Source organism: Chitinophaga sp. GbtcB8, assembly GCF_019091455.1.
Classification (GTDB): domain Bacteria; phylum Bacteroidota; class Bacteroidia; order Chitinophagales; family Chitinophagaceae; genus Chitinophaga.
Genome location: NZ_JAGXJN010000002.1, coordinates 319,288 through 332,815, shown reverse-complemented (window position 1 = coordinate 332,815; position 13,528 = coordinate 319,288). Strand labels below are relative to the sequence as shown.

The window sequence follows — 13,528 nt, the reverse complement described above, 5'->3', positions numbered from 1 at the left end:
TGAGCCTATGCCGTGATCATTCCAGCCTCAAACTCTTCACCGGATTCATTAACGCTGCCTTAATACCCTGGTAGCTGACGGTTAACAGCGTTATGGCAATGGCTCCCAGGCCGGTAACGGCAAAGATCCACCAGGACATTGTTGCACGGTACTGGTAATGCTGCAGCCAGGCGCTCATACCATAATAAGCCACGGGTACGGCTATACAAAAGGCTATGATCACCAGCACTACAAAATCTTTACTTAAAAGGCTCCATAAATTAAATACAGAGGCGCCCATTACCTTGCGCACGCCTATTTCCTTGAAACGCTGCTCTGCCATAAATGCCGCCATACCAAACAATCCCAGGCAGCTGATGAAAATGGCAAGAATGGTAAAACAGCTGGCCAGCTTGCCAATGCGTTCTTCTGCATTGAACTTGCGGGCGTACTGCTCATCGGCAAACTTATAGGTAAAAGGCATTGCGGGCGAATAGGTTTTGCAAACAGCTGCTATTTTATCAAGCGCCGTATGTGCGCTTACGTTAGGGCTGATACGGAAATTCACATACCCGAAATCTTCAGGGGCTATATAAAAAATAGTTTGTTTCACGGGCTCGTAGGGCGATTGCATAACCATATCCTTAATTACACCAATGATGTGGTAATCCTTGTTCCTGAACCGTACGATCTCCCCTATTGGATCATTCAGCCCCATGTATTTTACGGCGGCTTCGTTAACGATCAGCGAAGTGGAATCCGTGAGCAGCTGCCTGGAAAAATCGCGGCCTGCTGCAAACTGCCAGCCTATGGTTTTACCATACTCAGATGTTACGCGGATGTTGGCAAAATTATCTGTCATAGCCGGATCTTTCCCTTTCCATTCCAGGCCTCCACGGTAGTTATTAACGCCGGTGGAAGGGCTGGATGATTCTGATACGGCTGTTATGGCGCCGGACCTCAGCAGATCAGCACGTACGGCTTCAAAATGGTTATGCAGGTCGTTGGTAGCGGTTTCTATAGTGATCAACCCCTCGCGGCTATAACCTACCGGGCGGTTCTGGGCAAAACGGATCTGTTTAAATACCATGATAGTACCAATGATCAATATCACAGACACTGCAAACTGCACTACTACCAGCACCTTACGCGGTATGGCAGCCAGGCGGCCGGCCCTGAAAGTACCTTTTAATACTTTTACCGGCTGAAAAGAGGAAAGGTATAAAGCCGGATAGCTGCCGGCCAGCAAACCGGTTAACAAAGCAAACCCTATGCAGCTGCTCCAGAACAAAGGATTGCTCCATAAGATCTGTATATCTTTATCGGCTATATTATTAAAGAATGGTAAAACCAGCACTACCAGCAGCAGGGCCAGTACAAAGGCCAGTATGGCCGTTAACATGGATTCACAATAGAACTGGTAAATGAGCTGCGCCCTGAAAGAGCCAATAGCTTTGCGGATGCCTACCTCTTTTGCCCGCTTTTCTGAGCGTGCTGTTTGCAGGTTCATAAAATTAATACAGGCCAGCAGCAGCACTGCAATACCAATGATGCCGAAAAGCCACACGTATTGTATGGCGCCGCCTACGTTCACCCCATTTTTAAACTCCATATACAGGTGCCATTTGGACATAGGCTGCAGGAACAGCTCCGGCTTAGCCAGTGCATTGGCCGGACCGGCCTTTTCCGCTTTTATGTTCCTTATTTTGGCCGATACCTTTGCCATATCTGCATGATCTGCTATTTGCACATACATTTGCAGGAAATCATCGTTCCAGTCAGCAGCCGCCCTGTTCACGATCCAGTCTTCCGAAGTGGCGAAATAATCCCAGGGCGCCATAAAGGTTACATTGCGCAGTGTGCTGTTGCGGGGCAGATCTTCATACACACCTCCTACCAAAAAAGTAACCTTATCATCCAGCTTTACTACTTTGCCCATGGGGTCTGCATCGCCAAACAAAGCTTTTGCTACTGTTTGGGAAAGCAGCATGGAGGAAGGGCCTTTTAATGCATTACGCGTGCCTTTAAGCATGCGGAGGGAAAACATTTCAGGGGCATCTGCACTGATATATTTGCCGGTATAGGTGATCTTATTATCACCTGCGGATAAAATATGATCCCAGGTAAGGGTTGACATAACAATGTACTTAAAATCGCTGCCATAACTTTCATGCATGGCGGCATTCAGCGGCATAGGAATTACCTCGCCTGTGCTTACCTTACCATCCAGCGTTTTCTGCTGCATTACTTCTGCAATGCGGTTATAGTTTTGATGGTACTTATTAAAAGAAAGCTCGTTCCACACCCATAAACCTATCAGCATGGCTACTGCCATGCCTACTGACAGCCCGCCAATGTTGATGAATGCATGTGTTTTGTTCTTATGCAGGTAACGCAGCGCAATCTTCAGATAAGTGTTAAGCATAACGGTGTTATATGAGTAAAGGGAAAATGCAGGCTGGAAATCCAAAAAAAATGCCTGAAAGCTAGTTAACTATGAATCAGGTATTTATATGAAGGCAGAAGGAAAGGATTGTTCATAATCGGACAAGGGCTGTCCGGTAATTAGACAGACTGCATTTTCCAGGATTATTTCGATAAATTGATCTGACATTTAACAACCGCAAGCTATGGATAGTGAAAACAGCATCGTTTCCTCTGCTTCCAGCTACTGGCTTACACGCTTTGTTATACTTCGTATGCTTGGAGTGGTTTATGCGGTCGCTTTCCTGGTGGCCATTAACCAGCTTGTTCCTTTAATTGGTACGGACGGATTGCTGCCGCTGAATCATTACCTGGAACGGGTAAGCGCTGCATTTGGATCAAGCGGCGCGGGCTTCCGGCGCCTGCCCTCCATTTTCTGGTACTGGCATTCTGATACTGCGCTGTTAACAGTGGCCTGGGCCGGGTTTATACTTTCCTGCATAGTAGCAGCCGGTTATGCCAATGCCATCCTGCTTGCGGTGCTGTGGGCCTTTTATCTTTCCATCGTGCATGTAGGGCAGGAATGGTATGGATATGGCTGGGAGATCCAGCTTGCTGAAACCGGCTTTCTCTCCATTTTTCTTTGCCCGCTGCTTGACCTGCGCCCCTTTCCGCGTACGGCGCCTCCCCTGCCTGTTCTCATTTTATTCCGCTGGCTCATCTTCCGTATTATGCTGGGATCGGGCCTGATCAAGTTCCGGGGCGATGAAATATGGCGCAATGGCACAGCGCTCTACCATCATTTTGAAACACAACCCATTCCAGGTCCCTTAAGCCGCTGGTTTCATTTTCTGCCACATGCTGCATTAAAAATAGGTGTATGGCTTAACTGGCTGGCAGAAATTGCAGCGCCCTGGTTTGTATTCGGGCCACGCTTAGCCCGGCATATTGCGGGGATAGTGATCGTTTTATTCCAGGTGAATATTATACTCAGCGGTAACCTCTCGTTCTTAAACTGGCTTACTATTATTCCTGCACTGGCTTGTTTTGATGATGGCTTCTGGTCAAAGATACTGCCAGGTGTGCTGGTACATAAAGCGGAAGCTGCTGCTGCCAGGGCCGTAACATCCAAATCCATGTCCGTTACTGCATGGATTCTTACTGCTGTTATTTCGCTGCTTAGTATTCAGCCGGCCCTGAACCTGCTATCGCCCGGGCAGGTCATGAACAGCTCTTACGATCCGCTTGCGCTGGTAAACACCTACGGAGCCTTTGGAACAGTGGGCCAGGAACGATTGAACGTGGTGTTTGAAGGTACTAACGACGAGTATCCTGGGAATAAAGCCAACTGGAAACCCTACATCTATAAGGGCCTGCCGGTAGCTCTTAATAAACAGCCGCCACAAATAGCGCCCTACCAGCTGCGCCTGGACTGGCAAATGTGGTTTGCCGCTATGTCATCCCCAAACGAGTATCCGTGGACGTTACACCTGGTATGGAAGCTGCTGCATAACAACCCGGGCGCTGTAAGCTTATTTGCCGGTAATCCCTTTCCCGCTAAGCCGCCCAGGTTTATCCGAGCCGTGTTATACCACTATACTTTTGCCAAACCTGGCAATGCAGGCGGGCTTTGGTGGAGGCGTGAACGTGTGGGTGAATGGATACCGGCATTGTCTGTAGAAGATCCGCGGCTGATAGCGTTTTTAAAGGAGCAGGGATGGCTGAAATGATGAGGACTTCGCCTTATCAATATCAGCGCTATGGTACAGCGCTTCAGGGATCTGCGCCAGGGTGGAATCATGCACCTGCTCCCCTAACCCGTAGAACTGCTGGAAGCTCATAATGAGCGGGCGCCATTTATCCGGATCTACCCGGTTGGTAGTACCCTCCATTAAGATACTATCGTTAATGTGTACACGCTGTATGCGCAGCTCAATGGTTACGATACGTCCTTTTTGCAAAGGTTCATCATCGCCTACACCATGTACGGCTGCTACTTTAGCTTCCATATGCACGGGGCATTCCAGCACGCGGGGCGGAGCTATGGTTTCAGAAGCGATGGGCGTAAGGCCGGCGGTTTCAAATTTGGCGGGCTCGTAACGGTAACCCTTTTTCAGCTTGCCCTCCGGCACAGGGTTGCTGCCGGTAGTACGCGCCAGGCGGTTCACCGCAGCTACCTGTTGTACAGAGGGAAGGTTTAACACGCATTCCCCGTTTCGTATAATGTTCTGCGTAGTTTTGGATGGTGCGGCCAAACCCAGTATACAACGCCATCCCAGCCAGAAGGCAGAAGACATAGGCGCCAGGTTAGCGCTGCCATCTTCATTCTGTGTGCTGATCAGAACTACCGGTGTGCCGAAGTATAAAATAGCGGGATCTGTGCTGAGGTGCATATACAATTGTTTTGTTTACCCTACAAAAGTAGCGGTGCACCTTTGGCCGGAAAACCCGGTTCTTGCGGAATGTGTTAGAACGGCGGTACTTCTATTTCCTGCAACAGCGGTTCCAGCGCTGCCAGGGATGCCTGCAGGTCTTTTTCCAGCCGGGCTTTTTTGCTGAGCTTAAATAACAGCTGGCTTAGAGGATCTTTGCGTATGTAGTAAGACAGCGTGAAACGGGTGGTATGCTCATCCATCTTTTCCATAAAGAAATGAAGGGAGCTTTTCTTATTTGCGTCGGTTTCAGTGAGCACAATACTTTCATCCGGGTTATAGGCAAAGCTGCTAACATATACCATACGCTCTCCTTTTTCCAGCTCATAACGGTAACGGTTGCCGATGCCAGGCAGCTTATGATCTACATCATGTACGGCTTTTATTCCTTTTTGCCAGCGGTTACGAAACTCCGGGTGGCAGGCGGTGTAGAACAGGTTCTTAATATTAGTATGATAAACCTTGCTGGCAGCCACCATTTTTGCCTGCTGCGCCAGCTCGGGGCTGGCGGGGTAATCCGGCGGGATCTGGTCTTTCAGATGGCTTAGCTGTGTGTAATGGAAGGGGATGCTGCCTGTTTCTGTTTGTTTGGCGCTCTGGTTCCATTGCATCCATTCTGCAAAATCTGCGGGTGGAGCGCCGGGCAGCAGGCTTTCGGTTACCAGCCAGTATTCGTGCTGCTCAATATCGTTCTTCAACAGCTGGTGGGCAACAATAATATCCTTTCCAATGAGCTTACTGAAGTTCTTAACGTTATAGCTGGTAAATTCCCCGTAATGGGTAATTACTTTCAGGGACAGGCTAACGGCGGATACGCAGGCTTTGCACTGGCATAAACGGCGGTATTCATAAGCAATGAGGTGGCGGTGAAACTCGCAGAACATTCGCTCTACCTGTTTGTAAATAGCTTCCAGCTGCAGCGGTGCGCCGAATTTATAGAACAGGATGGCGTCTCCTTCTATTTCAGAAATTTCCAGTCCTACCTGGTTAGCGTTGATGAGGATCTCCAGGAGGTCCTGGATGATAAAACGGCTGTGTTCAATTTCCGTTTCAGTGACAAACCGGGTGAAGCCGCTTATATCAGGAATAAATAGCAGCCCTTTGTTTTCCATTTTTCTTTTAAAGTTAGTATAAATAGTTTTTTTGTGGCGAAAGGTTTTGCGCAGCTGCTTGGAAAGTTGGGGCCTTTTGTTGATAGGCCCTTATTTGCGGACCTTTTGCTTATAGCCTTTTTCCGCAGGTCCAACGACGGACTGCGCCCGGCTGTTTGGATGACTATGGTGCTGAGGGGGACATTTCAGCGGTGTGATGTTATGGGGCTTTATCAAGCCGGTGACGCCGGGCAAGGTCCTTGCTTTGGACCTGCGGGGCAAGGCGGATATAGCGCGATAAAGGACTGGAATATTTGCCCCTTTCCCAACCTGCCATTTTTTGCGTATTTTGCTAATAATCAGCCTACATCCATGTCACAGCATAAGCAAACAGCGCCGATCATTATCTATAATACGTTATATGATCAGTACGTAGCACAGGGCCTGCCCCTGGGTAACCTGAACGAGCATACGCAATTTAATATTCATAGCCTGAAGGGTATTCTTACCTCCCTGCCTTTTCAGTCGGAAGTATATAAACCTAACTTCTTTTCCTTTGTGTTTGTTAAGGATGCCAATGGCCAGTACACAACCGACGATCATGTATTTAAGACAGAGCCTAACATGATCTACTTCACCAATCCCGGGCATTATAAATCACATTACTGGGAGCGGCTGGGAGAAGTGTACCTGGTAACGCTGAGTGAAAGCTTTCTGAAAGAGAATGTGCACCCGCGCATTTTTGAGGAGTTTTCTTTCCTGCTGTCAGAAACCGTACAGCCGCGGGTTGTAGGCCCGGAGATCTATGCGGAGTTTGAGCAGCTGTATTTACAGGTGGAGCAGGCCTACCTGTCCGACTCTCCCTATAAGAACAGGATCATCGGCAACCTGTTTGTGGTGATCTTATTAAAGGTGAAAGAATATTTCTGGGAAGATTATAACCCTATTTATGAGGGTAACCGCAGCTCGCAGATCGTAAAGGATTTTAAGCGGATGCTGGAACAGCACTACCGCGACCTGCGTAACGGTAAAACGGAAAAGGTGTTCCGTGTGCAGGACTATGCAGATGCCCAGCACCTGCACCCCAACTATTTAAGTAATGTTATTAAAACCAAAACGGGCAAAACCATCAGCACCTGGATCACGGAAAAAACCATTGCAGAAGCTAAGTCGCTACTACAGCATTCCGCCACGCCTATTAAGGAAATCGCCTACCAGCTGGGCTTTGCAGAGAGCACCCATTTCAGCAACTACTTTAAGAAATATACCGACCTCTCCCCTGTCCTGTACCGCAAACAATTCGGGCAACCGGCATCCTAGAATTATTTTTGCTAATCAGCTAAACTATTATCTTAACAACGGATCGAATTTATTAATCATTTAAAAATTCCCGTTATGAGAACCCTCACCCTGTTTGCAGGCTTGTATGCCTGCCTGCTATGCTGCAGCTGCGGAAAAAACAATGAGAGCGCCACGGAGCGCTCCGTTAATCAAAAGCTATCCGCAGTTTCCGCCACCGCTGTTAATGCCAACATTACGGATTACACCATTTACACCTTTTCCTGCGTAGCCGGGGGTAAGTACATGGAAGTTACCGGCTTCCCTACCTACAATGAAAAGTATGACGATCAGCGTAAAATTACCCAATACGCCAGCTCTGTTTCAGATGGCGTAATTGATGGCTGGCAACGCTGGCATATTATTTACAAAACCACGGTAAATGGTACCCGGTATTATCATATCCGCAATGTATTCAGTGGTAAGCTGCTGGATGTGCCGGGCGGCTCAAACGTATCCGGTACGCAGCTGCAGCAATACTTTGAGTTTCCGCTCCTGAGCAATGAGCAGCTTTGGAGCATTGAGCCTGCGGCTACTACAGGCGCCTTCCGTATTATTAATAAAGGCAGCGGTATGGCCCTTACCAATGCAGGATCATCCACTGCCAACGGCACACCTATTACCCAGGAAACAGCCGGTACCGGCACTAACCAGCAATGGATCTTAACCGCCCGGGAGGCTGATACTTACCGGGACGACCGGGTAGTACGCTTCTTTAACCGTAACAGCAGCTCCATGGGATCAGTAGCTTTTGATGAAGGCACCAGCATTCCATTAAGCAATGGCAAAGTGTTGTGGGTAACCCAGGATGCCTGGGATGGCGCATCCCTGCAGCCCAATGGTAAATTCAGCTGCAATTCCTTTTTCAGCTATGGCAACTCTATCCTGATACAACCTACGGCCGGTAACTGGGATGCTGCTTCCACTCCCAATATGACCCGGGATTCCAGCGCACAGGGGCGCCCTAAGCAAATATGCGATATTCAACCCGGTAATAGTTTTGCATGGCCCGGCCCGGGGGTAGAAATCGGTAACCATGTATACATTCAGTGCGGTGAAGGTTCCGGCTTAAGCCTCAGCGATCAGTCATTATATGATCTTACAGAAAATGCGGGCACCAAATGGCAGGTAAAACGCACCACACCGGCGGGTATGTCGGGGCAAAACGCTATCAACTATTCCTCGGGCATGGTAAAAGCAGCAGATGGTTATGTATATGTTTTTGGCGCACAGGCTACCGGTTTTGGTTATACGAACAATGTACATGTGGCCCGCTTTCCTATAAGCAACCCGCAATCATGGACGTTCTGGAACGGCACAGCCTGGGTTAGCAGCCCTGTTACCGGCGACGGCGCACGCATTACCGATGCGCTGGGCACCGCTGCTGTTGCCTATGTAAATGGAAAGTATGTAATGGTAACCATGGACCAGGGCTTTAACTGTGATAACAGCCGTAATATTTATACAGCTACTGCTACCAGCCCTACGGGCCCGTTCAGCGTTCGTAAACAGGTGTACACTATTAAAGAATATTTGTATGGTAATTATGCCCGGTATTATACCCCGGCTATACATCCTGAATCTGTGAACGGCCGTAATGAGCTGCTGGTAACCTATTGCCTGAACTTCTCTGCCTGCGGGGTGGAAGATTGTGTGGATGGCTACCTGGACCCCTATTTTTACAGGGTAAAAGGCATAAGGGTGCCTTATGGGAAGATTGGATTGTAATGCTGAACGCCTACCTTAGAATTTTGTACCTAATAGTGTAATATTTGCACTTTTAGGGCGCGTGTATCATAGACCTTTGTATTGTCAACAACGAATAATTGTAAACAATAAAAACAAAGTAATATGAGCACGCTAACCAACAAAATTGCATTAGTAACCGGCGCATCCAGGGGTATTGGCGCTACGGTTGCCCGTCACCTGGCTGCTGCCGGTGCTAAAGTTGTGATCAACTATGCCGGTGGTAAAGAAGCTGCCGACCAGCTTGTAAATGAAATAAAAGAAAAAGGCGGCGATGCCATTGCCGTACAGGCCGATGTAAGTAAATCTGCTGACGTAAAAAACCTGTTTGATACCGCTATTGCCCATTATGGCAAAATAGATATATTGGTGAATAATGCCGGCATCATGATCACCAAGCTGCTGAAAGACACTACAGATGAAGATTTCAGCCGCCAGTTCGATATTAATGTTAAAGGCGTTTTTAACACCCTGCGCGAAGCCGCTACCCGCCTGGCCGATAATGGCAGCGTTATTAACTTCTCCTCAACCACCACCCGCGTAATGATGCCTACCTATGCTACCTACGTTGGCACCAAAGCAGCGGTAGAACAGTTTACCCGCATCTTTGCCAAAGAAGTAGGCAGCCGTGGTATTAATGTGAACACCGTATCTCCCGGCCCCACCAACACTGAACTTTTTACCAAAGGTAAATCCGATGAGCTGATAGGCCGCCTGGCCAGCCTCTCCCCCTTTAACCGCATTGGCGAACCGGAAGATACTGCCCGCGTGGTAGTGTTCCTTGCCAGTGATGATGCCAAATGGGTGAATGCGCAGAATATTGGCGCAAATGGAGGAATGGCGTAAATAATTAAGAATTAATAGTGCTTAAAAACTGAACTATATATGAACAGCTTAAAAAATAAAGTAGCCTTAATTACGGGATCTGCAAGAGGATTGGGTAAAGCCATTGCAGAAAGATATGCGGCGCTGGGCGCAGATATTGTGATCAATTATTCACGCGATAAGGCTTCAGCAGATGAAGTGGTGAGCAATATTACAGCCATGGGCGCTAAAGTGATAGCCGTGCAGGCCGATGTGAGCAAAGTGGCCGAGCTGGAAAAACTGTTTGCAGAAGCTAAAAAAGCCTTTGGCAAAATAGACATTGTGGTGGCTAATGCTGGTATTGAAATGGTGGAAGTACCGGTAACCGATTTTACAGAAGAACAGTTTGACCGCGTATTTTCCATCAACACCAAAGGATCTTACTTTACACTGCAACAGGCAGCCCGTAACGTGGAAGACAATGGCCGCATTATTTACATTGCTTCCAGCACCACCTCGTTCCCTGTGCCTGGTATGGCCGTGTACGGCGGCAGTAAAACCACGCCCCGCTACCTGGTGGATATTCTTTCCAAAGAAATAGGACACAGAGGTGTAACTGTTAATTCTATTATTCCTTTTGCAGTAGATCATTCCGGTATCTTTGTTGATCCTGAAAGCTACCCTGCGCTGCGCAAACAGCTGCTGGACAGCTGCCCCATGGGCCGTTTAGCTGAAGTGGAAGATGTGGCTAATGTAGCGGAGTTCTTTGCCAGCGACCTCTCTTCTTTTGTGAACGGGCAGCATTTGCTGGTGAATGGAGGAGCGACTAATTGAGGCTGAATGCTGAATGCTAAACGCTGAACGCTGATTGTGTTATGTTGAATGTGCTGTGATGGGCGTTTGAAACAATTCGCGGGCATTAAGCGTTTAGCGTTTAGCATAAAATAAGCGTATGTATATAAAAATCATCAACTCCATCCTCATACTCACAGCCGTATTCATGGGCTTAAAACAGGGCTGGGCTATGTTAACAGTACAGCCGAATATGTTGCAGCTTTTTGGTAAATGGCATTTCAGCAGAACAGGTATTATGATCACCGGGGCCGTTACCCTCATCAGCGCAGTGCTGATATTGTTTCCCAGGACCTTTGTATGGGGCAATTTCCTGATGGCGGCTTCCATTTTATTCATTACCTGTTTTCACTTATGGGATAAGGACCTGAAGGGCGCAGCCATTGAGCTGCCCTTCCTGTTACTGAACCTCCTGATCATTTTCCTGCAACACCCGCTGGGTAAACCACACTGATCATGCAAACGGATAAACTCACCAATACCACCGTAAAACAAGCCATTAATGCCTTACAGGCGGGAGATAAAAAAGCCTGGTTTGCTGCATTCACGGCAGATGCGGCCCTGTATGATGATGGTAATAAAATAAACTTCCACACTTTCTGGGAAAAAGCGTTGGGGCATGAACGTTTTACCAGCATTGATAAGGTAGAAAATAAGGGGCTGGATGTGTACGGCCATTTTCACAGCGACCAATGGGGCGCTTTTAAAACATATATGAAATTCCATCTACAGGCGGATGGAAAAATCAACCGGCTGGATATAGGACAAGCCAGCTATTAAAACCCTTACCGGGTGTACAAGGGGCTAATATTAAGATCAATGCAATAGTCCGTGATCCAGCTGCCGGCGGCATCTACGTACAGGATATTAGGTTTGTTCTTTTTGTTGATGGTGCCGTTACTGATCCAGTCGTTCACTGTTGGCAGCAGGTAACGGTTGCCCTTAGCGGAAAGGTCCAGGATGGTCTGGTTCTTTTTCAGGGCATTGGTAAGCAATATTACGCCGCTTACCACAGCGCCGGTCCTGTCGGGGCGGAAACCATTGCAGATCAGCGCTGCTTCCTGGCTGCTTTGGGTTAGCTGCCAGTCCAGGCGTATGAGGTCATTATCCTTTACACCTTCCTTCATGCTGTTGAAGAACAGCACCTGGTCGGCCAGCATTTTTTTGATATCGTTGGTAGCTGCATATTTACGCCGGTAATTAATAAAAGCACCGGAAGTATTTGCAATGCTGCATGAATCAATAGCGCCCTGGTAGGCATGCTGCTCAAATACTACGATCACTTTACCGGCCAGGTCTTTTAATTTTAAGTCTGCTAATTTCTGTTGCTGATTGTGGTACAGGTGCGTGCCCAGCTGTGCTATAATAGTGTCTGCCAAACGGGCTGTAGGTACATCCTGCTCACAAAAGTGACTAAAGTTCAGCATCACGGTTTCCATTTTGTTAGTTTCCAGGAAAGCGTGCACACTGCTCAGCACATCGGCCAGCTTTTCCCCGTAACCGGCGCCTACAGCATCCACATCACAGTCGGACTCTGCATGTTTTATATATAACGCCTTCGCATAATTGCCTACCCGCAGGTCAAACATACGGATGCCGTTCTGCAGCTGCTCTTTTATAGGTAAGCTTTGGGTGAGCGTATTGCAGGTATTAATGGCGTCTTTCATTTGCCCGCCGGTGCCGTTTAATACGGACATGCCGGCATCGTGCGCGCCGGGTATTACAATATCCTTTAGCGTATAGGTTTCTTTGGCGGGGTGCAGGAGGTCCTGCATCCAGGAGGCGGGGTTATAGGCGGCAAAATAGCTCAGGTACATGTGCTGGTCATTACCGGTGTAGGCCAGCATAAAATTGTTAACATCTATTTCGCAAATGGCTACCGGGTTGCTGCTGTTGAAGTAAGGGGGCAGCACCTTTTTTTCCGTAGGCGGGTTCCCGTTACCGGCGGTGGCGTAATAAATGCGGGTATCTTTCTTGGCCCCGCTCCACAGGTAAAACAGCTGCTGTGCGTTGTACACATGGTATAAGGCGGGTGCCGTGCCTGTAGCAGCGCCTGCCAGCTGTGTGGCTGCTCCCCACTTATTGCTGTGCATGTTATAGTCGGCATAATACACATCATTTCCCTTATATGCCTGCCAGCAAAAGCGTATGTCGGTACCCGTGAGGCTTACAATAAAGGGATAGGCGGCAGCTTGTACGCGCTCAACAGTTTGCAGCTGCGCATCCTGCAGCACACCCTTGTTGCCGGGTTCCAGCAATGCAAATACCAGGGTACTTTTATCATTTGCATGTGAGGCCAGCACAATTTGCTCATGAATAGCCGTGGTGCTTAACCCGTTTGCCAGCAAGCCATTCAGCTTTACGGTATATACCTGCTGTGCAGCCAGGCTGGTATCTGTATCATTCTTTATATATTTCAGGGATCCATCTGCAGCTATCCAGAACAGGTACAGGTGCTCATCTAATACCTGCAGCACAGGTGCGCAGCTGGTGGCGGCGCTGCTTACAATAACATCCTGCTGTGTAAAAGCGGTATCCTGGTGTTTGCCCAGGTAGCTGGCATGAACGGGGGCATTATTTCCGGGGGCTTTCCAGGTTACAAAATAACCTCCCCGGAAGTGCGTAATGTCCGGTGCTTTGTCTGTAACGGCCTGTGGCAGCAGGGCTACGGGCGGTGTAAAGGAAAGGTTCTGCGCATACAGCGGGCAGGTGAATAACAACAGGGAGTAAAGGAATTTATACATAATTGGCAGATCAGGTATATAATAAACAGCAATGGTTTGTATTTTATAACGCGCCGGTTTCCATATTTGTTTAAACCTTTTGCAGGGCTGCAATGTTAGTTACCAATATAATTAAACA

Annotated in this window: 11 protein-coding genes; 7 read left to right on the top strand and 4 right to left on the bottom strand. The window is 48.2% G+C overall.

Translation table 11 applies throughout. The features are described 5' to 3' along the window. Positions 1–16: 16 nt before the first annotated feature. The gene (locus tag KVT36_RS04405) at positions 17–2,404 is read right to left on the bottom strand and encodes an ABC transporter permease (RefSeq protein ID WP_217602287.1); all 2,388 of its coding nucleotides are present in this window, start codon (positions 2,402–2,404) and stop codon (positions 17–19) included. A 205-nt stretch (positions 2,405–2,609) separates the two neighbouring features. Between KVT36_RS04405 and KVT36_RS04400 the strand changes: the two genes are divergently transcribed. Beyond that, positions 2,610–4,133 (top strand): lipase maturation factor family protein, encoded by a 1,524-nt coding sequence (locus KVT36_RS04400; RefSeq protein ID WP_217602286.1) that lies wholly within the window; start codon positions 2,610–2,612, stop codon positions 4,131–4,133. Here the strand turns inward: KVT36_RS04400 and KVT36_RS04395 are convergent. Both KVT36_RS04395 and KVT36_RS04390 read right to left on the bottom strand, forming a co-directional pair. After that, on the bottom strand, positions 4,107–4,796 hold the full coding sequence (locus KVT36_RS04395) for a flavin reductase family protein (RefSeq protein WP_217602285.1): 690 nt from the start codon (positions 4,794–4,796) through the stop codon (positions 4,107–4,109). The two genes, KVT36_RS04400 and KVT36_RS04395, sit on opposite strands and share 27 nt — an antisense overlap. Before the next feature lie 74 nt (positions 4,797–4,870). Continuing rightward, on the bottom strand, positions 4,871–5,947 hold the full coding sequence (locus KVT36_RS04390; RefSeq protein ID WP_217602284.1) for a DUF2652 domain-containing protein: 1,077 nt from the start codon (positions 5,945–5,947) through the stop codon (positions 4,871–4,873). Positions 5,948–6,298: 351 nt separating this feature from the next. Between KVT36_RS04390 and KVT36_RS04385 the strand changes: the two genes are divergently transcribed. The 6 genes from KVT36_RS04385 (at position 6,299) to KVT36_RS04360 (ending at position 11,446) form a co-directional block, all read left to right on the top strand. Further along, positions 6,299–7,246 carry an AraC family transcriptional regulator gene (locus tag KVT36_RS04385; RefSeq protein WP_217602283.1) on the top strand — a complete coding sequence of 316 codons (948 nt, stop codon included), beginning with the start codon at positions 6,299–6,301 and terminating at the stop codon, positions 7,244–7,246. A gap of 75 nt (positions 7,247–7,321) precedes the next feature. Beyond that, a complete protein-coding gene (locus KVT36_RS04380) occupies positions 7,322–8,992 on the top strand; it encodes an RICIN domain-containing protein (protein WP_217602282.1) in 1,671 nt (556 codons plus the stop codon). 123 nt (positions 8,993–9,115) lie between these two features. Beyond that, positions 9,116–9,856 (top strand): SDR family oxidoreductase, encoded by a 741-nt coding sequence (locus KVT36_RS04375; RefSeq protein WP_217602281.1) that lies wholly within the window; start codon positions 9,116–9,118, stop codon positions 9,854–9,856. A 39-nt stretch (positions 9,857–9,895) separates the two neighbouring features. Beyond that, positions 9,896–10,648 (top strand): SDR family oxidoreductase, encoded by a 753-nt coding sequence (locus tag KVT36_RS04370; protein WP_217602280.1) that lies wholly within the window; start codon positions 9,896–9,898, stop codon positions 10,646–10,648. Positions 10,649–10,766: 118 nt separating this feature from the next. Continuing rightward, entirely contained in the window at positions 10,767–11,120 is a 354-nt protein-coding gene (locus KVT36_RS04365) for a DoxX family protein (protein WP_217602279.1), read from the top strand. A 2-nt stretch (positions 11,121–11,122) separates the two neighbouring features. Continuing rightward, positions 11,123–11,446 carry a hypothetical protein gene (locus tag KVT36_RS04360; RefSeq protein ID WP_217602278.1) on the top strand — a complete coding sequence of 108 codons (324 nt, stop codon included), beginning with the start codon at positions 11,123–11,125 and terminating at the stop codon, positions 11,444–11,446. A 5-nt stretch (positions 11,447–11,451) separates the two neighbouring features. On the opposite strand, the gene KVT36_RS04355 is transcribed toward KVT36_RS04360, so the two are convergent. Next, complete coding sequence (locus KVT36_RS04355; RefSeq protein ID WP_217602277.1) at positions 11,452–13,410, bottom strand: phosphatidylinositol-specific phospholipase C domain-containing protein; 1,959 nt, start codon at positions 13,408–13,410, stop codon at positions 11,452–11,454. Positions 13,411–13,528: the final 118 nt, after the last annotated feature.

Coding starts and splice junctions, on each gene's coding strand:
- KVT36_RS04385 (WP_217602283.1), top strand. CDS start 6,299: ATGTCACAGCATAAGCAAACAGCGCCGATCATTATCTATAATACGTTA.
- KVT36_RS04365 (WP_217602279.1), top strand. CDS start 10,767: ATGTATATAAAAATCATCAACTCCATCCTCATACTCACAGCCGTATTC.
- KVT36_RS04405 (WP_217602287.1), bottom strand. CDS start 2,404: ATGCTTAACACTTATCTGAAGATTGCGCTGCGTTACCTGCATAAGAAC.
- KVT36_RS04375 (WP_217602281.1), top strand. CDS start 9,116: ATGAGCACGCTAACCAACAAAATTGCATTAGTAACCGGCGCATCCAGG.
- KVT36_RS04390 (WP_217602284.1), bottom strand. CDS start 5,947: ATGGAAAACAAAGGGCTGCTATTTATTCCTGATATAAGCGGCTTCACC.
- KVT36_RS04360 (WP_217602278.1), top strand. CDS start 11,123: ATGCAAACGGATAAACTCACCAATACCACCGTAAAACAAGCCATTAAT.
- KVT36_RS04370 (WP_217602280.1), top strand. CDS start 9,896: ATGAACAGCTTAAAAAATAAAGTAGCCTTAATTACGGGATCTGCAAGA.
- KVT36_RS04355 (WP_217602277.1), bottom strand. CDS start 13,410: ATGTATAAATTCCTTTACTCCCTGTTGTTATTCACCTGCCCGCTGTAT.
- KVT36_RS04400 (WP_217602286.1), top strand. CDS start 2,610: ATGGATAGTGAAAACAGCATCGTTTCCTCTGCTTCCAGCTACTGGCTT.
- KVT36_RS04395 (WP_217602285.1), bottom strand. CDS start 4,796: ATGCACCTCAGCACAGATCCCGCTATTTTATACTTCGGCACACCGGTA.
- KVT36_RS04380 (WP_217602282.1), top strand. CDS start 7,322: ATGAGAACCCTCACCCTGTTTGCAGGCTTGTATGCCTGCCTGCTATGC.